Annotated in this window: 22 protein-coding genes, 1 tRNA gene and 2 riboswitches; of the genes, 22 read left to right on the forward strand and 1 reads right to left on the reverse strand. The window is 34.4% G+C overall.

Annotated elements, in window-relative coordinates; genetic code table 11:
- Positions 1–53: 53 nt before the first annotated feature.
- From THYS13_RS13145 to THYS13_RS13190, 11 genes are all read left to right on the forward strand, one after another.
- The gene (locus THYS13_RS13145; protein ID WP_042834988.1) at positions 54–512 is read left to right on the forward strand and encodes a hypothetical protein; all 459 of its coding nucleotides are present in this window, start codon (positions 54–56) and stop codon (positions 510–512) included.
- Positions 513–533: 21 nt separating this feature from the next.
- Complete coding sequence (locus tag THYS13_RS13150; protein WP_042834989.1) at positions 534–1,244, forward strand: LytTR family DNA-binding domain-containing protein; 711 nt, start codon at positions 534–536, stop codon at positions 1,242–1,244.
- 19 nt (positions 1,245–1,263) lie between these two features.
- Complete coding sequence (locus THYS13_RS13155) at positions 1,264–2,127, forward strand: sensor histidine kinase (RefSeq protein WP_042834990.1); 864 nt, start codon at positions 1,264–1,266, stop codon at positions 2,125–2,127.
- Positions 2,120–2,704 carry an accessory gene regulator B family protein gene (locus tag THYS13_RS13160; RefSeq protein WP_042834991.1) on the forward strand — a complete coding sequence of 195 codons (585 nt, stop codon included), beginning with the start codon at positions 2,120–2,122 and terminating at the stop codon, positions 2,702–2,704. Before THYS13_RS13155 ends, THYS13_RS13160 begins: the two co-directional genes overlap by 8 nt.
- 252 nt (positions 2,705–2,956) lie before the next feature.
- Positions 2,957–3,088, forward strand: coding sequence for a cyclic lactone autoinducer peptide (locus tag THYS13_RS14035; protein ID WP_072967242.1), 132 nt, complete (start codon positions 2,957–2,959; stop codon positions 3,086–3,088).
- A gap of 392 nt (positions 3,089–3,480) precedes the next feature.
- Positions 3,481–4,311, forward strand: a complete 831-nt coding sequence (locus tag THYS13_RS13165) for an Asp23/Gls24 family envelope stress response protein (RefSeq protein WP_042834992.1) — start codon at positions 3,481–3,483, stop codon at positions 4,309–4,311.
- 1 nt (position 4,312) lies between these two features.
- A complete protein-coding gene (locus THYS13_RS13170; protein WP_042834993.1) occupies positions 4,313–5,164 on the forward strand; it encodes a sulfide/dihydroorotate dehydrogenase-like FAD/NAD-binding protein in 852 nt (283 codons plus the stop codon).
- Positions 5,154–6,545: an NADPH-dependent glutamate synthase gene (gltA, locus tag THYS13_RS13175; RefSeq protein ID WP_042834994.1), complete on the forward strand. Its 1,392-nt coding sequence runs from the start codon at positions 5,154–5,156 to the stop codon at positions 6,543–6,545. The genes THYS13_RS13170 and gltA overlap by 11 nt, the downstream gene beginning before the upstream one ends.
- A gap of 146 nt (positions 6,546–6,691) precedes the next feature.
- The gene (locus tag THYS13_RS13180) at positions 6,692–7,585 is read left to right on the forward strand and encodes a DNA-3-methyladenine glycosylase (RefSeq protein ID WP_042834995.1); all 894 of its coding nucleotides are present in this window, start codon (positions 6,692–6,694) and stop codon (positions 7,583–7,585) included.
- Positions 7,586–8,275: a DUF554 domain-containing protein gene (locus THYS13_RS13185; protein WP_042834996.1), complete on the forward strand. Its 690-nt coding sequence runs from the start codon at positions 7,586–7,588 to the stop codon at positions 8,273–8,275.
- 17 nt (positions 8,276–8,292) lie between these two features.
- Positions 8,293–8,706: a HutP family protein gene (locus tag THYS13_RS13190; RefSeq protein WP_042834997.1), complete on the forward strand. Its 414-nt coding sequence runs from the start codon at positions 8,293–8,295 to the stop codon at positions 8,704–8,706.
- A gap of 13 nt (positions 8,707–8,719) precedes the next feature.
- On the opposite strand, the gene THYS13_RS13195 is transcribed toward THYS13_RS13190, so the two are convergent.
- Positions 8,720–9,958 (reverse strand): S8 family peptidase, encoded by a 1,239-nt coding sequence (locus THYS13_RS13195; protein WP_042834998.1) that lies wholly within the window; start codon positions 9,956–9,958, stop codon positions 8,720–8,722.
- Between the two features lie 307 nt (positions 9,959–10,265).
- Here THYS13_RS13195 and THYS13_RS13200 point away from each other — a divergent pair, with 307 nt between their 5' ends.
- The 11 genes from THYS13_RS13200 to purC all read left to right on the forward strand — a co-directional run bounded on the left by THYS13_RS13200 (position 10,266) and on the right by purC (position 20,707).
- Positions 10,266–10,451, forward strand: coding sequence for a hypothetical protein (locus THYS13_RS13200; RefSeq protein WP_003869358.1), 186 nt, complete (start codon positions 10,266–10,268; stop codon positions 10,449–10,451).
- A gap of 71 nt (positions 10,452–10,522) precedes the next feature.
- Complete coding sequence (locus tag THYS13_RS13205; RefSeq protein WP_042834999.1) at positions 10,523–10,717, forward strand: hypothetical protein; 195 nt, start codon at positions 10,523–10,525, stop codon at positions 10,715–10,717.
- Positions 10,718–10,987: 270 nt separating this feature from the next.
- A complete protein-coding gene (locus THYS13_RS13210) occupies positions 10,988–11,962 on the forward strand; it encodes a hypothetical protein (protein WP_042835000.1) in 975 nt (324 codons plus the stop codon).
- 234 nt (positions 11,963–12,196) lie between these two features.
- On the forward strand, positions 12,197–12,481 hold the full coding sequence (groES, locus tag THYS13_RS13215) for a co-chaperone GroES (protein WP_003870514.1): 285 nt from the start codon (positions 12,197–12,199) through the stop codon (positions 12,479–12,481).
- Between the two features lie 14 nt (positions 12,482–12,495).
- Entirely contained in the window at positions 12,496–14,121 is a 1,626-nt protein-coding gene (groL, locus tag THYS13_RS13220; protein ID WP_042835001.1) for a chaperonin GroEL, read from the forward strand.
- A 93-nt stretch (positions 14,122–14,214) separates the two neighbouring features.
- Positions 14,215–14,291 (forward strand) — tRNA-Arg (locus tag THYS13_RS13225).
- A 250-nt stretch (positions 14,292–14,541) separates the two neighbouring features.
- A riboswitch (purine riboswitch) is annotated at positions 14,542–14,643 on the forward strand.
- Between the two features lie 135 nt (positions 14,644–14,778).
- Entirely contained in the window at positions 14,779–16,233 is a 1,455-nt protein-coding gene (gene guaB, locus THYS13_RS13230; protein ID WP_042835002.1) for an IMP dehydrogenase, read from the forward strand.
- A 13-nt stretch (positions 16,234–16,246) separates the two neighbouring features.
- Positions 16,247–17,785, forward strand: coding sequence for a glutamine-hydrolyzing GMP synthase (guaA, locus tag THYS13_RS13235; protein WP_042835003.1), 1,539 nt, complete (start codon positions 16,247–16,249; stop codon positions 17,783–17,785).
- 84 nt (positions 17,786–17,869) lie between these two features.
- Positions 17,870–17,971, forward strand: a riboswitch (purine riboswitch).
- Between the two features lie 153 nt (positions 17,972–18,124).
- Positions 18,125–19,459: an NCS2 family permease gene (locus THYS13_RS13240; protein ID WP_042835004.1), complete on the forward strand. Its 1,335-nt coding sequence runs from the start codon at positions 18,125–18,127 to the stop codon at positions 19,457–19,459.
- A 59-nt stretch (positions 19,460–19,518) separates the two neighbouring features.
- Positions 19,519–19,980, forward strand: a complete 462-nt coding sequence (gene purE, locus THYS13_RS13245; protein WP_042835092.1) for a 5-(carboxyamino)imidazole ribonucleotide mutase — start codon at positions 19,519–19,521, stop codon at positions 19,978–19,980.
- Between the two features lie 19 nt (positions 19,981–19,999).
- Positions 20,000–20,707, forward strand: coding sequence for a phosphoribosylaminoimidazolesuccinocarboxamide synthase (gene purC, locus THYS13_RS13250; protein WP_042835005.1), 708 nt, complete (start codon positions 20,000–20,002; stop codon positions 20,705–20,707).
- Position 20,708: the final 1 nt, after the last annotated feature.

Below are 20,708 nucleotides of genomic sequence, written 5' to 3' on the forward strand. Positions count from 1 at the left end.
TAATAAAAATTACAATTATATTTGAGATTATGTAAAGTAGAAAGGCGAGAAAAATGGATAAGTTGACGATTTGGGAAGTATTTTTGTTTTCAGTACCAGAGGCAGCAGTTATAATAAGTATTGCTTTTGGTTTAGGGGGAGTAAAGTTTAAGCCAAGAAAGATTTTGTATATAAGCTTACTTACTGGAATCATATTGTACTTTATAAGGCCATTGGTCAGTAGTTATATTGTAAATGTTATACTTTATATCGGGGTATTAATGATTTTGTTTTTGGTATTTAAAGTTATGGACTTTTTTAAAGGTATGATGAGTGTTATTTTATCTGTTTCCATTTATTTAATAATAGAATATCTAAATGTTACGGCAATTCAATTTTTATTTGATATAGATCCTGTAATTTTATTGAAGAACTATGTCTTACGATTTGAGTGTTTTTTACCCCAATTATTAATAGCAATTTTGGTTTCTTTTGCTATACGCAAATATAAACTTTATCTGTTTACAGAGTAATGTATTGGGAGATGAATTTATATGTTAAGAGTAGTCATTGCAGAAGACGATATAAATTTTAAAAAAGAACTCATAAAAATTCTTTTAACAATGGAAGGTGTAAATGTTGAATATTCTACGGGAGACGGAAATGACGCATTAGAAGCATTAATTAAAATTAAACCGGACGTTGCCATTTTAGATATAGGATTACCAGGAATATCGGGCATTGAGGTGGCGAAAAAGATTAGAGAATACATGCCTTTTTTAGAAATAATTTTTATTACTTCTTTTGAGGAATACATAAAAGATGCTGTGAGACTCTATGCTTCTGATTATATTGAGAAGCCTCTTGATGAGAAGAGGCTGAGAGAAACTTTAGATAGGATAAAGAAAAAACTTTTGGAAGTAGAAAATGTTATCCCTTTTAAGACGGAAGATGGAGTAAAGCTTATGAATCCAAAGGAAATTTATTGTGTTCAAGCCAGTAAAAAAAGGAGCATAGTTTATACCCAAAAAGAAAAATTTATATGTGATTACTCTTTAAAAGAAATAGAGGAATTGTTAGATAGTAGCATGTTTTTTAGAACAAATCGGTCTTTTCTAGTGAACCTCTTTAAAGTTGAGCTGTTAAAAGATAACAATAGGACTTCCTTTGAGATACGTTTTAAAGGTTCAAATTATAAGGCTTATCTCTCTAAAGAATTGTATGAAGAATTTAGGAGGAGAATAAAAGCTATTTACAAATCATAATTAGATTGGAAGAGGTTTTATGTTTAAGGATAGTTACAAAAATGCGATGATGATTTATGTAGTGCAAATGGTATTGATAGTAATACTAGTAAACAACAATTTTATGAAAAGTCTTGATGTATTTCAACCAAAAAATCAAGAGTTGTTTAGGATTTTCATAGGAATTTTAATTTTTATACTGAATGGGTTTTCTATTTTTGTGTTAAGAGAGCTGTATGCTAAAAATAAAGAAGAACGCCAATTTTTGATAAATAGTATTAGATTTAAATACATAGAGGAACAAAATCGTATCTATAGGCAAAATCACCATGATATTAAAAATCACTTGATAATCATTTCTGAATTAGTCAAGGAAAAAAGATATAGTGAACTGGAGAATTATTTGTCTTCATATATGGAAGAAATTGATAAAAATTTAGTGACGATAAACACAGGTGTAAATGAAATTGATATATTGCTTTATTCGAAAATAAGTAATGCTAAGAGTAAAGATATTGAAGTGGATTTTAAATGTGATACACAAATCCAGTGCAGCAAAAAACACGTGCTTAATTTAGTTTCGGTTTTAGGAAATTTAATAGACAATGCAATAGAGGCTTGTGATGAAATGGGAAAAGATAAATACATAATTATAGAGATGAAAGAAGACCCAATAGATTACACATTTCACATAAAAAATAAATATAATTTTCAAACAAATCTAAAACCATCTATCTTTTTCGAAGAAGGGTTTTCTACAAAAGAGGGTAGAGGCAGAGGAGAAGGACTGTATATTGTTAGAAATATAGTAGAAAAGTATCGCGGTAAAATAGAAGTACAAACCGATGGAGGTTACTTTGACGTTATTGTAGAAATTCCCAAATTTTCTCTGGAGGGTGATTAAAATTAATATCGAAAAGTTAGCTGAGAAGTTAACACAAAGACTGTTTAAAACTCAAAATTTAACGGATATTGAAATTGCAAAAATACAATATGGTATAAGCTTAATTTTAGGTGTAATAATTGAATTTACTTTAGTTTATGCTATTTCTTTAATATTGGGGTTTGGATTTTACACTGTAGTAATAATGATTTCTGCTCTTTTTTTGAGGATAAATACAGGAGGGGCTCATTGTTCAACCTATAATAGATGTGTAACTTTTACGGCAGTTTATTTTATACCTTTTGCTGTTTTAGCGAAATTTGTAGATATACATTTTCCTTTAGAATTTAAAATTTTTACAAGCCTATTGTTATATTTTATAGTTTTAGCGATAGTGAAGGATAATAAATTTTACAGGGTTATAATTCTGAGTTTAGTTGGTATAAATATTTTTTTATTTTTTGCCAATTCAATAGTCTATATTAAAATATTGTTTTTAGTATCTATAGGTTTTACATTACAAGGTGTTATGAGGACTACATTAGGAGAAACTATAGTAAACATTGCAGATACGTTGTTTAAAAAAGCAGGGATATAAAAAATTTTTTTATTTTTTCAACCTTTTTATGTAAATATAAGCAAATAATATATTTTTATACAAAAAATTAATGGTTTTTAAAGGAATATATTGTATTTATTACATAAAAAAATGGGATTTTATGTAAATATTTGGATATATTTAGGCGAAAAATGCATTTTCGTTCCCAAAAATGACACTTTCGTTCCGAAATCCACACAAAGCTTTTTAAATGTTGTATAATTAAATAAAGATGAGTGGGAGGTGAACTGAATGAAAAGAATTAACCCACTATCATTGTTAGGAACACTGCTTACATTTATAGGAACATTGGGACTTGCAAGTTCTGCTTGCATCGGCTGGTTTTATAAGCCGCAAGTTCCTGATGTTTTGTTGAAAAAGTAATATATCTCAAAGATCTTTTCTACCCTTCCCTCGTGGGTTTCAACATTTTCCTGAGTTTTTACATAGATTTAAATTGATTTTGTGCCGAGTTTTCGGCACTTTTTATTTTAGTATTTTAAAAAATTGTTGGTATAATTTTTGCTTAAATAATAGAATTGATGAAAAAGATTTAAGTGGATAGTCTTGACTTTAAAATAGTAAGAAAGTTATAATAACCTTTGAACGGGGTATAGGATAGGGGGGTATATATAGCTGACTTTTTCAATAACATGTTAAATCAATACTATTTTTTGTGATTGAAAAATTTATATAAAACCGTATAATTAATATTGTAAAACAATTCAAAAGATTATTGGTTGATTTTTATATTGCATTTTTAGGGGGTTATTCTGTTGAAGGTTTATTCTTTAGTTGGAGAAAGTGGGACGGGTAAAAGCCATCATGCTTCTTCTATTGCTGGCAGGTATGGCATTAGGTATATCATTGATGATGGAATTTTAATAAAAGGTAGTAACATTATTGCAGGAGTTTCTGCTAAAAAAGAGGCTACAAAAATTGGAGCCATAAAAAGAGCATTATTTACTGATCCTACGCATGTAGAGGAAGTAAAAAAAGCTATTGAAGAGGCGAAACCGGATAAAATCCTCATAATAGGTACTTCTGATAAAATGGTGGATGCTATAGCTGAAAAATTGGGGCTTCCACCAGTGAGTGTAAGGATATATATTAAAGATGTAGTTCCCCCTAAACAGATTGAAATAGCCCGTGAAAAACGGCTATTGGAGGGAAAACATGTTATCCCTGTTCCAACTTTTGAAGTTAAAAAGCAGTTCTCAGGCTATTTTTTAGATCCGCTCAGGATTTTTAGAAGAAATAAAGGTGGTTATTTTGAAAAGACAATAGTAAGGCCTAATTACAGCTACTTAGGGAAATACACCATTTCTGAAAGTGTTATAAATTCAATAGTGGCTCACGAACTTATTCTGTTTAGTGAAGTTTACAGAGTTAATAGGGTTTTGACGGAAAAAAAACCTGAAGGAATAATTTTGAAGGTAGACGTTACGATGAGATATGGCTACCAAATTGTCCCTGTATTAAAAGAAGCTATGAAAAATATAAAAAAACAATTGGAGTATATGACGGCCTTAAATGTCCTACAAATGGACATTTATGTAAAAAATCTGCATATAGAAAAAATAAATATTGGAGAAAAGGGTGTGTGATATGTACAAAATCGTGAGAAAAGAGATACTAAATCCTGTTGTCAAACTCATGGATATTGAAGCGCCAAGAGTTGCGAAAAGTGCAAAACCTGGTCAGTTTGTCATTATTAGAATTTATGATAAAGGGGAAAGAATTCCTCTTACTATTGCAGATTATGACCCTGAAAAGGGAACAGTTACAATTGTATTTCAAGAGGTTGGCAAATCGACGAAGTTATTGGGGACTCTCAATGAAGGAGATTATATTTTAGATTTTGTGGGGCCTTTAGGGAATTTTATGGAGGTGCCTAAGGAAGCTAAAAAAATATTAGGCGTGGGTGGTGGTGTAGGTATACCAGCCCTTTATCCTAAATTAAAAGCATTACATCAAGAAGGTTATAGAGTTGAAGCAATTCTTGGCGGTAGAAGTGAAGAATATGTAATTTTCAAGAAAGAGATGGAGGCTGTCTGTGATAAAGTATATTATGCTACAGACGATGGTACTTTAGGGAAAAAAGGGTTTGTAACAGATGTATTGAAAGAAGTATTGGAAAATGACAAAGAAATAGATTATATCATTACAGTTGGTCCTGTCATAATGATGAAAAATGTTTGCAAAATAACCAAAGAATACAATATACCAACTATAGTCAGTATGAACCCATTGATGGTAGATGGAACAGGAATGTGTGGCGCTTGTAGAATTGAGGTTGGCGGCGATACAAAGTTTGTATGTATGGATGGGCCGATTTTTGATGGCCATCTTGTGAATTTTGACTTAGCCATGACAAGGCTTAATATGTTTAAAAAGCAAGAAAAAGTGTCATTAGAATTGTATGAACAACATCATGGAGGTGATCACCATGGCCGTTAAAGATAGAGTGCCTATGAAAGAACAGGATCCAAAAGAGAGAAGGAAAAATTTTAATGAAGTAGCACTAGGTTATACAGAGGAGGAAGCAATTCTAGAGGCTTCAAGGTGTATACAATGTCCTAAACCTACTTGTGTGGCCGGGTGTCCCGTCCATGTGAGAATACCTGAATTTATCAAAGCAATCACTAAAAGAGAATTTGAAGAAGCGTATAAAATTATAAAGAGCACAAATAGTTTACCTGCCGTCTGTGGCAGAGTATGTCCGCAGGAAGAACAGTGTGAAAAGAATTGCGTATTAAATAAAATTGGCAAACCTATTGCTATTGGAAGATTAGAGAGATTTGTAGCTGATTATGCCCTTCAAAATAATATTGAAGAAGAAGTAAAGCCTGAGAAGAAAAATAAAAAAGTGGCTATAATAGGAGGAGGACCTGCAGGACTTACTTGTGCAGGAGACCTTCTGAAAATGGGCTATGATGTTACAATTTTTGAGGCTTTGCATGCTTTAGGTGGAGTTTTGACCTATGGGATTCCCGAATTTAGATTACCCAAGAGAATTGTGGAAGCAGAAATAGAAAGATTAAAGAAATTAGGTGCAAAAGTTGAAACTAATGTGGTTGTGGGAAGGACAGTTACGATTGACCAATTGATGGAGGAAGAAGGCTTTGAAGCAGTATTTGTTGGCACAGGTGCTGGACTTCCTAAGTTAATGGATATTCCGGGCAAGAACTTGAATGGTGTTTATTCTGCTAATGAATTTTTGACAAGAATAAATCTTATGAAAGCATATAAATTTCCTGAATATGATACTCCTATTGTAGTAGGTAAGAGAGTAGCTGTAATAGGTGGAGGGAATGTTGCAATGGATGCTGCTCGCTCTGCTCTAAGGCTTGATGGTGTGGAAGAAGTAACTGTAGTATACAGGCGTTCAAAAGAGGAGATGCCAGCAAGGGCGGAGGAGATAGAGCATGCTATTGAAGAAGGCATAAAATTTGAGTTTTTAGCTAATCCAATACGGATAAATGGGACAGAAGATGGATGGGTAAAAAGTATGGACGTAATAAGAATGGAATTAGGTGAGCCTGATAGCTCAGGAAGAAGGAGACCTATTGAAATACCTGGCTCTGAGTTTACAATAGAGGTAGATACAGTGATTATGGCATTAGGAACAAGCCCTAATAATTTGATTCCTTCCACCACAAAAGATGTCGAGATTCAAAAATGGGGCGGCATAATTGCTGATGAAACAGGTAAAACTTCAAAACCGGGTGTTTTTGCTGGTGGAGATGCAGTAACAGGAGCAGCAACTGTAATACTTGCAATGGGTGCTGGAAAGCAGGCGGCAAAGGCAATTGATGAATATTTGAGAGATAAAAAATAAAGACAAAAATTATTAACTTGTATTAATAAAAAAATAAAAAGCCGGTTTTGGCTTTTTTTTGTACAGAAAAAATTATATAATAATAATTAACAGGATAGAGAAATATGATAGTTAGTAAGTAAATAAACTCAATGTGGGTGAGGAAGATGAAATATAGTGTGGAAGAAAAGGGGACAAAGGTAATTGTAAGGGGGATTGAAGATTTTAATCTTAAGGAAACTTTTGAATGTGGACAGTGTTTTAGATGGAATGAAGAAGAGGATGGGAGCTATACAGGAGTTGCCTACGATAAAGTTATAAACGTGAAATTGGAAAAAGACATGTTGATAATTGACAATACAGATTTAAATGACTTTTATGACATTTGGTTTGATTATTTTGACTTAGCAAGGGATTACAGACAAATAAAAGAAAGCCTTTCAAAAGATCCTATATTAAAAGAAGCAATTCAATATGGGCAAGGTATAAGGATTTTGCGCCAAGATACATGGGAAACTCTAGTTTCTTTTATAATCTCACAAAATAATAGAATACCCCAAATAAAAAAAGTTATAGAAAATCTCGCCAGTTCATTTGGAGAGCCCATTGAGTACAAAGGAAAAGTCTATTATACTTTTCCTAAAGCAGAAGAATTAGTTATGTTTGATGTTGAGACGATTGCCAAGACAAAATGTGGTTTTAGGGCGAAATATATATTGGACGCGGCTTCTAAAGTTTTTTCTGGAGAAATAGATCTTTTGAAATTGTTTGAATACAGTACTAATGAGATAAGAGATATTCTTATGAGTATAAGTGGGGTAGGTCCCAAAGTTGCAGATTGTGTTATTTTGTATTCTATAGGCAGGTATGATACTTTTCCTACAGATGTATGGATAAAAAGAATTGTTGAATATTTGTATTTGAAAAGAGAAGGAACTCCTTTAGAAATTCAGTTATTTGCGATAGATAAGTTTGGAGATTTGTCTGGTTTTGCTCAACAGTATTTATTCTATTATGGTAGGGAGATGGGGAAAAAAATTTTTAACGAAAGGAAGAAATAAATGTTAGGAACTGTTGTAAATTCAATTGCAATAATTGTGGGTGGTGCTATTGGCACTTTTCTTAAAGTAGGAATTCCGGAAAGGTTTAAAAATATAGTCATGCAGGGTGTCGCCTTAAGTGTGATGATAATAGGGATTTCTAGTGGCCTTCAATTTAATAATTTAATGGTAGTGATCGTGAGTCTTGTAATAGGTGGTATTATAGGAGAAGCCTTAAATATTGAAGAATATTTAAATAAGTTTGGAAATACATTGCAAAAAAAATTAAGTAAAGATAACAGTTCTACAATTAGCAAAGGCTTTGTGACCGCAAGTTTAGTTTATTGCATTGGTGCTATGGCGATTGTAGGTGCTTTGAAGGATGGACTTTCAGGAGACCACAGTATACTATTTGCTAAATCTGTTCTAGATGGAATTTCCTCAATAATTTTTGCTTCCACTTTTGGAATAGGAGTTGTTTTTTCAGCGATTTCGGTATTTTTGTATCAAGGCTCTATTTCATTAGGTGCATCTTTTTTGCAAGAGCTTTTGATAAAACCAGTTATTGATGACATGACAGCTGTAGGAGGAATATTGATATTTGCCATTTCTTTGAATATGTTAGAGATCAAGAATATAAAAGTGGGGAATTTGCTGCCAGCTATTTTTATACCTATTTTTTATCATATTTTACTAAATATTATAAAATGATTTTAGGCGGTGTGGATATGAAACCACTAAAAAGCATCGATGTAGCCAGAATTGCAGTTAAAATGGCTATGTCTACAAGAGAAGAGGAAGAGAGTTTAAAACACAAATATTGGCAACATGGAGTAAAAGTTGCAGCTGTTGACTATGGTGGCGAATATGTAAATTCTATATCTAAAATTATTGAAAGAGCGGTAGTAGCGGCTAAAAGAGAAGGAATTATAGAAGACACACACGCTGCAGAAGGAGCAGTAGCAGGGGCTGCGCACGAGGCTGCTATACAAGTCATGAACAAAGCTATGGGACTTAATGTAGGTGGGAAAATAGGCATTGCCTATGCTGACGAGCATCTTTGTGTTTGTGTGTTTTTTGCTGTGGGGATGCTAAACTTAAATGAAGTGGCAATTGGACTAGGACATAGGTCATTAAAATGAGGGGTTAACCCCCTCATACTTTTTTTAACGCCTCTTCTATATTTATCATTCCACTACCTTGGGTCCATAAACCTGCCTCGTCAATTTTTGTAGCTGTTGCTTTTAATATATTTTTTATTTGCACATTGGTCAAATGAGGATTTTTTTCTAGTAACAATGCTGCTGCTCCTGCTGCCATTGGAGTTGCCATGGAAGTTCCTGTTGCTGTTCTATATGCTTTATTTATCATAATTTCATCTGCGCCAACAGGTACATTTCCCGATGCAGTAGAGACTATTTTTACACCTGGTGCTACTATGTCTGGTTTGTATAGATAAGGCGAACCTCTTCCAGAAAATTGAGCTATTTCGTCATCACTTATGTCGGAGGTTCTTTTGTCATCTACTGCTCCTACAGTTATGACATTTTTACTGGTGCCAGGAGAAGTTATTGTGTTGTAATTAGGACCTGAGTTTCCAGCTGCAACAGTTACTACTAATCCATTTCTCCAAAGAGTATCTACTCCTCTTACCAAAGGATCTAAGAAAGTAGGAAGAGATGGAGTTTCACCTATTGATAGAGAAACTATCCGTATATTGTATTTATCTTTATTGTCTAAAATCCATTGCATTCCAGCAAGGATGTCAGAGGATAAACCTCTACCATAGGCATCTAATACTTTTACTGCTACTATATTAGCTTCTGGAGCTACGCCTTTGTATTTGCCATTAGAAGCATATCCATTTCCAGCAGCGTCCCCAGCTACATGAGTGCCATGGCCATTGTCATCGTAAGGTTGTTTTTTTCCATTTACTACATCGTGAAATGCCACTATACGGTTTTTAGGCTTGGTAAAATCAGGGTGAAGATATATTCCAGTATCTAAAAAGGCAATTGTTACTCCTTTACCGGTGTAGCCTAGGTCGTTAACTTTTCGAGAGGCGATTTCTTGAGTGGCAATATTAAGCTGCAACTTAACAGCGGAGTCTTCTGCTATAAAATGAATTCCTTTTAATGTAGCAAAATTTTTTAATTTATCACAAGGTAAATTTACTGACCAGGCTTTTATAATTGGTAGTTCAAATTTTATGCTTCCTCCTATTTTTTCGATTTTTTCTTTTAAAATGTCATAAGGTAAATGGGAATACAAAATTACAGGAACACATTCACTTCTTAGATATAATGCTTTTTTTAAAAGCCTTTTATCGATTTTATTTGAGACATAAATTTCCTTTGCTATTTTAGAAAAAGCAAATAATGGAATTAGATTCATTAGCATACCTCCTTTCATGCTATTAACACAATATGTGAAATATAAAAATTTGTTAGTGGAAATTAAAAAAAGTGTCACCATACAAAGTTATGTCATATTATGTAGTAGGTCTTTAAAGACCCACATAGAAAAGGATGAAACTTGAAAGGAGGAAAATTATTTATGCCAGTAGATAAAAGCGGAGCAGGATTTGGGTGGTTTTGGATCATAATCATCATACTGTTGATTTTCTTGTTTATCCCAGGAATTATCGTTGAAGAACCAAAAACTTGATTAGGTGTTAAAAATTGCTTAAAGGGGGATCAATATGGCAGGAACAAGTTCAGTTTTTGGCGAAAGCAATTTGTTGTTTTTCTTCTTGATACTTGTATTAGCGCTTGGTGGAGGCTGGCTTAATGTAACATGGTCTTTAGAGACATTGCTGTTCTTCTTCATACTCCTTGTAATAATAATGGATGGCGGATTAGGCTGGTTTTTCAATGAACTCAAGTAATTTTAAAGGGCTCTATCCTGCGATAGAGCCTTGTTTACTTAGAAAATTTGATGCGTGTGGAGTGATAATATATGTCTTTTTCTGGAGATGCTCTGTTGTTCTTCTTTGTAATTTTAACCTTGCTGTTGGATGTAAGATTTGAGCTTGAAAGTCTACTGTTCTTCTTTTTAATACTTGTAATTTTGCAGGAAGAAAAACCGCGAAAAAAAGCAAAGCGATTTTTGTGGTCATTAACAGGCATTAATTTTGGTAACACAAATTCTTAAAATTACGTATTATATATTAGCTAAAGATAAAAAATTTATTTCCCTATTATTTACCTGTCTGAAGGGAGGTAGTATTTATGCCAGAAGAAAAAGGAATAGGATTTGTCGGAGGTTGGTTTTGGATTTTCATAATAATAATTTTAATACTTCTATTTGTTCCAGGAATAATTATTTGGGAAAAAAATTAGACAAAAAATAGGGGTGGTCTATAATAATAGACTAACCCCTTACATATATTTAGTAAGAGATTAAAAATAGGGGGAATTTGTTTTGCAAAAGGAGATTTTATTAAAAATACTTGCTGTAGAACTTTTGATAGTAGCATTTGTGAGATTTCAGGTAATGGGTATAGAAAAGGAAAGAAAAAAAGAAGAAGTTACAGAAGAAGATAAAGATGAATTATCTTCACCGCAGGAAAATAAAAAAACTTCAATAGATGTGTACGAAGTGATAACAAAGGGAAAAGATTTTGTAGGTAGCGTAAAGCCTTATCTAAACAAGAGAGACCAATATTATGTAGATATTTTCTCTAAAATAGCCGAAATAATTGAAATACAAAAAAAATTGATGAGCCTTTCAGAAGAAGAAATTGAAGTGGCAGAAAAAATAGAAGTAGATAAAATAGGAATTTTGAAAGCGATAAAACCCTACATAACGGAAGATAAAAAAATTGTGATAGATAAGTTTTTAAAATTTCATGAAGCGTTGAAGAATTTGCAAGAAAAAATGGAGAAATATTCAAAAGAAGAAGATAAAGACAATATTTTCGACAAAATAATTGATATTTATGAGGCCCTAAGGCCTATAATTCCTGAAGAAAAGTTAGAAGAAACTGATAAGCTGGCAAAGAATATAAAATTGTTGGAAGTATTAAACAAAGCAGAGGGTATTATGAACAGCATGAAAGAGGAGAAAAAACAATTACAATCTTCTACTAGGAGTATGGAGGAAGAAGAACAAAAATCAGAAGAAAATAAAGAGGAAATAGAAAGAATAGAAGATAAAGAGGAAATATCGAAAATAGAGGAAGGAGATAAAATTTTAGATACCAATAAAAAAGAAACAGAGGAACAATTAGAGAAAGAAGAAAACAATTCATTACCTCAAGGATTATCTGACCAGCAGGTAGCAATTATAGACAATCTCAAATCTATGTTGACAAAGGAACAGCAGCAGTATATGTATAATATGATTAATTATCTTAAACAACAAGGATTAGTTAAATCTGATGGTAAAGGGGAATAAATATTTTCCCTGTATTTTTTATTTTTAAATACAAAATACAGAAACATAGTCTAAATCGATAAATAATGGCATAAAATCATAATATTTGGGTAAAATCATAGATAATCAGAATATATGGCCTAAAATAGGCTATAATAAAGTTTGATATGTTTTACCACTTAAATTAATATAAAGATTGGGATTAGCACTCACATAAGTTGAGTGCTAATAAATGAAGGAGGAGGGATAAAGTATATGAGATTAAAACCACTCGGAGACAGAGTTGTGGTCAAAGTAATCCAGGCAGAAGAAGTTACAAAAGGCGGAGTTATTTTACCAGGTACAGCAAAAGAAAAACCACAACAAGGTGAAGTAGTTGCAGTAGGAACAGGGGAATACATAGACGGTAAAAAAGTAGAATTAGAAGTAAAAGTCGGTGATAGAGTAATCTTCTCCAAGTATGCGGGAACAGAAGTTAAGTTAGATGGTGAAGAATATCTACTTTTAAGAGAAAGCGATATTCTAGCAATTATAGAATAAGGAGGTAGTTGAAAATGGCAAAACAAATCAAATATGGAGAGGAAGCAAGAAGAGCATTAGAAAGAGGAGTTAATGCAGTTGCGGATACTGTAAAAGTTACATTAGGACCAAGGGGTCGTAATGTAGTATTGGACAAAAAATATGGTTCCCCTACGGTTACAAATGACGGTGTTACTATTGCAAGAGAAATTGAATTAGAGGATCCCTTTGAAAATCAAGGTGCGCAACTTTTGAAGGAAGTAGCTACAAAAACTAATGATGTTGCTGGTGATGGTACAACGACTGCAACGCTTTTAGCTCAGGCAATGGTTCGTGAGGGACTCAAGAACCTTGCTGCGGGAGCTAACCCAATGCTTTTAAGAAGAGGTATTGCGAAGGCTGTAGATGCTGCAGTTGAGGGGTTAAAGAGGATATCTAAACCTATTGATAATAAAGAATCAATTGCCCATGTTGCTTCTATCTCTGCTGCTGATGAAGAAATAGGTAATCTCATTGCAGAAGCAATGGACAAAGTAGGTAAAGATGGAGTTATAACGGTTGAAGAATCAAAGACTTTAGGTACAACCCTTGAGGTTGTTGAAGGAATGCAATTTGACAGAGGATATATTTCTCCATACATGGTAACTGATGCTGAAAAAATGGAAGCAGTATTAGAAGAGCCTGTTATACTCATAACAGATAAGAAACTTTCAAATATCCAAGACTTGTTGCCACTCTTGGAGCAAGTAGTGCAACACGGTAAGAAACTTCTTATTATAGCTGATGATGTAGAAGGTGAAGCATTGGCAACATTAGTTGTCAACAAATTAAGAGGTACATTTACGTGTGTAGCAGTAAAAGCTCCTGGCTTTGGTGACAGAAGAAAAGAAATGCTACAAGATATAGCAATACTGACAGGTGGTCAAGTAATTTCAGAAGAATTAGGTTATGACTTAAAAGATGTAAGATTAGATATGCTTGGCCGCGCAAGACAAGTAAAAGTTACAAAAGAGAATACCACAATTGTAGGCGGAGCAGGCGATGCTGCAGAAATTAAGAAGAGAGTAAATCAAATTAAGGCTCAAATTGAGGAAACTACCTCTGATTATGATAGAGAAAAATTACAAGAAAGACTAGCAAAATTGGCGGGTGGTGTAGCTGTCATTCAAGCTGGTGCTGCAACTGAGACAGAGCTTAAAGAAAAGAAACACAGAATTGAAGACGCATTGGCGGCTACAAAAGCAGCAGTGGAGGAAGGTATAGTGCCTGGTGGCGGTATTGCACTTCTCAATGTAATAGAAGATGTGCAAAAAGTAGTTGATTCCTTAGATGGCGACTTCAAGACAGGTGCGAAGATAGTTTTAAGGGCATTAGAAGAACCCGTAAGACAAATTGCAGCAAATGCTGGTGTTGACGGTTCTGTAATAGTAGAAAAAATAAAAGTTGCTAAAGATCCAAACTTCGGATATGATGCTTACAAGGAAGAATTTACAGACATGTTCAAAGCAGGTATTGTAGACCCAACAAAGGTTACAAGGACAGCTTTGCAAAATGCTGCATCAATTGCTTCAATGATACTCACGACAGAAGCAGTAGTGGTAGATATCCCAGAGAAGAATACAGCAATGCCAAATCCCGGAGCAGGAATGGATATGATGTGATAAAAAGGGCTGAGCGAAAGCTTAGCCCTTTTAAGTTTTAGCCTTGACAGCTTTGAAATTGTCTGATAAAATACTTTTGTAGCAAGTTTTTGAGCGCCCGTAGCTCAGCAGGATAGAGCAGCAGTTTCCTAAACTGCGTGCCGGAGGTTCGAGTCCTCTCGGGCGCACCATTTTCACGATAAAACTTCCTAAAATGAAAATTAAATGAGAAAAATTTGACCTCCCTTTTGGGAGGTCATTCAATTATTTTCTTTTCGAATATTTTATATGGTTCAGGGACAGTCCCAAAACTACCTGGAGGGATAAATGATAACTCGTTGTAGTTCATTACAATTGAGAAGTTGAATTGTATTTTTTGTACTGTTGACATAGACATGTAAATTTGTTATATTGAATAATAAATTATTCATTTAACAAGTCAATAGTTTTATTAGAGGAACTCATATAATCCCGTGAATATGGCACGGGAGTTTCTACAAAGCAGCCGTAAACTGCTTTACTATGGGTGGAATTTGTTGTTGCCTTTTTGGCCTGAGGAAATTCTACCCTCGGGCTTTTATTTTATAAAGGCCCACAAGTTAATTGTGTAAATTGTATGATGTTCAAAAAAATTTTGCGAATAATATGTTATAATAAAACTAAAAGGGAGATGTAAATATGGAGGGAAAATTTGTTAAAGAAGGTTTAACTTTTGATGATGTTCTTTTAATTCCTGCTAAATCCGATGTGCTTCCTAAGGATGTAGATTTAAAGACGAAACTTACTAAAAAAATTACTTTAAACATTCCTTTAATGAGCGCTGGAATGGACACTGTTACAGAATCCAAACTTGCAATTGCTATAGCAAGAGAGGGCGGCATAGGTGTAATTCACAAAAACATGTCTGTTGAAAGACAAGCTTTAGAAGTTGACAAAGTCAAAAGGTCAGAACATGGTGTCATAACGGATCCTTTCTCTCTTACTCCTGACCATACTATTAAAGATGCAGCTGAACTTATGGCAAGGTATAAAATATCGGGAGTACCTATCACTGTTGATTCGAAACTTGTAGGAATAATCACTAATCGCGATATAAGATTTGAAGATGATTTGGATAAACCGATAAGAGAAGTTATGACAAAAGACAATTTGGTAACTGCTCCTCCTGGAACTACTTTAGAGGAAGCAAGACAGATACTAAAAAAACATAAAATAGAAAAATTGCCGTTAGTAGATGGAAACAACGTTTTAAAAGGGCTCATAACCATAAAAGATATAGAAAAAGCCGTTGAGTTTCCTAATGCGGCAAAAGATAGCAAAGGAAGACTTTTAGTGGCTGCTGCTGTCGGTGTTGGAAAAGACATGATGGATAGAGTCAAAGCATTAGTAGAAGCAGGTGTAGACGCTATCGTGATAGATACAGCTCACGGTCATTCTAAAGGAGTTTTGGAGGCCGTCTCTAAGATAAAAGAAAAATATCCAGACCTGCAGCTGATAGCAGGGAATGTAGCTACGGCTGAAGCCACAAGAGAGTTAATAGAGAGAGGGACAGATTGTGTAAAAGTTGGTATTGGCCCAGGGTCAATTTGTACTACGAGGGTGATCGCTGGAATAGGAGTTCCTCAAATTACTGCTATTTACGATTGTGCTCAAGAAGCGGACAAGTATGGAATACCTATAATTGCAGATGGAGGGATTAAGTATTCGGGGGACATCGTAAAAGCCATTGCGGCAGGAGCTTCTGTAGTTATGCTGGGAAGCCTTTTTGCAGGAACAGAAGAAAGTCCCGGAGAAATAGAGATATATCAAGGGAGAAGCTATAAGGTCTATAGAGGCATGGGTTCTTTGGGAGCAATGAAAGAAGGAAGCTCAGATAGGTATTTCCAAGAAGATGTCACGAAGTTTGTACCAGAAGGGGTAGAAGGGAGAGTACCTTATAAAGGACCTTTAAAAGAGACGGTGTATCAATTAGTTGGTGGTTTAAGAGCAGGAATGGGATATTGTGGTGTTCGCAATATTGAAGAACTTAGGTCAAAAACAAAATTTATAAAAATAACGCAGGCAGGATTAACTGAAAGTCATCCTCATGATATAATTATTACAAAGGAAGCTCCTAATTATAATTTGAGATAAGAGGAGGATTTTAATGGGGATTAAACGGGAAGTAGTGTTAGTTTTAGATTTTGGAGGCCAATACACACAATTAATTGCGAGAAGAATAAGAGAAGCAAATGTTTTTTGCGAGATTGTTCCTTACAATATTTCTCCAGAGGAGGTACGAAAAAAAGAGCCAAAAGGAATTGTGCTTTCTGGAGGACCTGCCAGTGTATATGCAAAAAATGCTCCTAAATGCGATAAGGAAATTTTTGAGTTAGGCTATCCTGTGCTAGGTATATGTTATGGTGCACAACTTATGACAGAGCTTTTAGGCGGGAAAGTTGTGCCAGCACCTGTGAAAGAATATGGCAAGACAGAAATTGTCTTAAATAATACTATTCCTTTGTTTAAAGGGATAGAAAGAGATACTGTTGTTTGGATGAGCCATACTGACCACATAGAACTTCCTCCTCCAGATTTTAAGGTAGTAGCTTCTACTGACAACTGTCCTATCGCAGCAATTGCGAATGTAGAAAAGAAATTGTATGCAGTTCAATTTCATCCTGAAGTTTCACATACTCATAGAGGAACAGAGATTATAAGAAATTTCCTTTTTGAAGTATGTGATTGCGCGGCAGATTGGACAATGGAATCTTTAATTGAGCAGACAGTAAAGGAAATAAAAGCGAAAGTAGGAACACACAAAGCTGTATGTGCGCTGTCTGGTGGTGTAGATTCTTCAGTGGCTGCTGTTTTAGTAGATAGAGCTATTCACGACCAATTGGTGTGCATTTTTGTTGATACAGGGCTTTTAAGGAAAAACGAAGGAGATATAGTTATTGAAACTTTTAGAAAAAATTATGATATGAATATAATCCGGGTAGATGCAAAGGATAGATTTTTGTCACGGCTTAAAGGAGTTACGGATCCAGAAGAAAAGAGAAAAATTATTGGTAATGTTTTTATAGAAGTTTTTAAAGAAGAAGCCTTAAAAATAGGAGATGTGAAGTTTTTAGTGCAAGGTACTTTGTATCCTGATGTAATAGAGAGTGGCAATGGTATATCTTCTACTATTAAAAGCCACCACAATGTGGGAGGTTTGCCTGAAGATATAGGTTTTGAACTTATTGAACCTTTGAAAATGCTTTTTAAAGATGAAGTAAGGCAAGTAGGAAAAGAATTGGGAATCCCCGAGGAAATATTGTATAGGCAACCTTTCCCTGGACCAGGATTAGCAGTTCGAATCCTTGGTGAGGTTACAGAAGAGAAGTTGGAAATTTTGAGACAAGCTGACAGTATAGTTTTAAGAGAAATGAAAAAGTTTGGCTGGTACAATAAAGTATGGCAATCTTTCGCGATTTTGCCTGGTATAAAAAGTGTTGGAGTTATGGGAGATGAGAGAACTTACGCCTATGCCATAATTTTGAGGGTAGTAGATAGCTACGACGGAATGACAGCAGATTGGACAAAGCTTCCTTATGAAATTTTAGAAAGTATATCTACTAGTATTACTAATGAAGTTCCAGGAATAAATCGAGTACTTTACGACATTACTTCTAAACCGCCTGCTACTATAGAGTGGGAGTAAAATCCGAACATTAATTTGACTTTTTATAAAAAAATTCGTAAACAAGGTTGACTAATATTAAAAAAGTTGATAAGATATAAGTGTGACAATTGAATAAAAAGCACTCATATAATCCCGAGAATATGGCTCGGGAGTTTCTACCGAACAACCGTAAATTGTTCGACTATGAGTGAAAGTGTACCTAGGGTTCCAGCCTAGTTTATAGGTGTTTGGACCGAGCGGTACAGGTATATGGGTTTTCATATACTACACCTAAGGGATAAAAGCCCGGGAGGATAGGTTTCACTCTATTCCTGCCGGGCATATTTTTTTCTTAAAATTGAAAAAGGAGGAGAATTAATGAAAAACAAGTCAAATATACAAAACGGACTAATTGAAAGATTATTTAAATTAAGAGAGAGAAACACAGATTTTAAAACAGAAGTTTTGGCAGGTACTACTACTTTTATCACTTTAGCTTATATAATATTTGTAAACCCACAGATTTTAAGCGAAGCCGGAATTCCAAAAGAGGCTGCAATTGCTGCTACTATATGGTCTTCGGCAATTGCTACGACTCTTATGGCTCTTCTAGCAAATTATCCTATTGCTGTTGCGCCGGGGATGGGGTTAAATGCTTTTTTTACCTATACAGTAGTTAAGCAGTTTGGACTGCATTGGACTGTAGCGCTAGGAGCCGTGTTTTTTTCAGGAGTAGTCTTTTTAGTTCTCACTGTCACTAAGATAAGAAGCTGGATAATAGAAGCTGTTCCTCCTTCACTAAGGTCAGCTATTCCTGTAGGAATAGGACTTTTCATAGCATTTATAGGACTTATAAATGCAGGGATAGTTGTGAAATCTGATGCTACTTTGGTGGCTTTTGGGCATATTTTAAAGCCCGAGACTTTTCTTTCTATTTTTGGACTTATACTGGCAGCTGTTCTGATATCTAAAGGTGTCAGAGGAGCTCTCATAATATCAATTCTAGCTACTACTGTGGTAGCAATGATATTTGGTGTCTCACCTCTTCCTAAAGGGATAAGCGATGTGATAAGCTTTCACATACCGAGTCTTGCTCCCACATTTGGTAAACTTGATATTATAGGAGCTTTTCATTATGGACTTTTAAACATAATTTTTACTTTCACAATAGTTGAACTTTTTGACAACATGGGAACTTTGATGGGGCTTCTTAAGAAAGCAGGGTTGATAGGAGAGAAAGGTGAATCTCCAGCTTTAGGAAGGGCTTTTATCTCTGACTCTGTTGGGACGATGATTTCGCCAGTTTTAGGGACATGTACTGTGACTTCTTACATTGAAAGTGCTGCGGGCATTGCAGAAGGAGGAAAAACTGGATTGACAGGCATTACAGTAGCAGTGTTTTTCTTGTTGGCACTTTTCATAGCTCCTTTGGTAGGGCTAGTCCCAGCATTTGCTACAGCGCCAGCCTTAATAATAGTTGGAGCTTTGATGATGACGGAAATAGTACACATAAACTTTGAAGATTTTACAGAAGTTTTTCCTGCTTTTATTACCATAATAGGAATGCCTTTGACTTACAGCATTGCCACAGGATTGGGTTTGGGATTTATTTCTTATACATTGGTTAAATTATTATCGGGCAGAGCTAAAGAGATACATTGGATGATGTATGTAATTGCTGTTGCTTTTACAATAAATTTTGTTTTGAGATAAGAGGGGTTTTCCCCTCTTATTTATAAAAATTTAAAACAGATGGGAGGTTTTTATTGAAAATGCCTAAAGTTGCAATAATAATTGGAAGTAAGTCTGATTTGCCTGTGGTTGAAAGATGCACAAAAATTCTTGAAGAATTTGAAATTTCCTATGATGTTAAAGTGTTGTCTGCCCATAGAACTCCCTTTGAGACACAAGAGTTTGCTGTAAATGCAGATAAATATTATGATATAATCATCGCAGGTGCAGGAAAAGCTGCTCATCTGCCTGGTGTTATTGCTTCTTATACACTCTTGCCTGTTATTGGTCTTCCCATAAAGTCTTCTACTTTAGACGGTCTTGACTCTCTTTTATCAATTGTCCAAATGCCTAAAGGTATTCCTGTTGCAACAGTGGCTATAGATGGAGCAGAGAATGCGGCTCTTTTAGCATGCCATATTCTCTCTTTGAAATATACTTATTTAAAGGAAGCCTTGGCTGATTATAGAGAAAAAATGGCTGAAGAAGTGTTAAACAATTAAGAGATTGGAGGAGATAAATATGGAAAAAAGAGAATTGCTTTATGAAGGAAAAGCTAAAAAAGTTTATAAGACAGATGAAGAGAATTTTTATATCATCGAATACAAAGATGATGCAACTGCTTTTAATGGTTTAAAGAAAGGCACAATTGCCGAAAAAGGTATAGTAAATAATAAAGTTTCTGCAATTTTATTTGCATTATTAGAAAAAAATAATGTACCCACCCATTATGTGAAAAAACTTAGTGACAGGGAAATGTTGGTTAAAAAGGTTGAGATTTTCCCTTTAGAAGTTATCGTGAGAAATTACGCAGCAGGAAGTATTTGCAAAAGATTGGGTCTTGAAGAAGGACTAAAGTTTAAAACGCCTGTATTAGAATTCTCATATAAAAATGACGAATTGAAAGACCCAATGATTAACGAATATCACATACAAGCTCTCGAATTAGCCACCAAAGAAGAGATTGAAACTATGACAGGAATGACGTTTAAAGTCAACAAAATTTTGTCAGAATATTTTTTATCTAAAGACATTATCTTAGTGGATTTTAAATTAGAATTTGGGAAAAGCAGTGAAGGAATATTATTAGCAGATGAAATCTCACCAGATACTTGCAGATTTTGGGACAAAAACACTATGGAAAAACTTGATAAAGATAGATTTAGGAAGGATTTGGGCAAAGTAGAAGAAGCATATTTAGAAATTTTAAAAAGACTTGGAGGTATGTAAA

Origin of the sequence: Thermoanaerobacter sp. YS13 (assembly GCF_000806225.2) — a bacterium.
GTDB classification, from domain to species: Bacteria; Bacillota; Thermoanaerobacteria; order Thermoanaerobacterales; family Thermoanaerobacteraceae; genus Thermoanaerobacter; species Thermoanaerobacter uzonensis.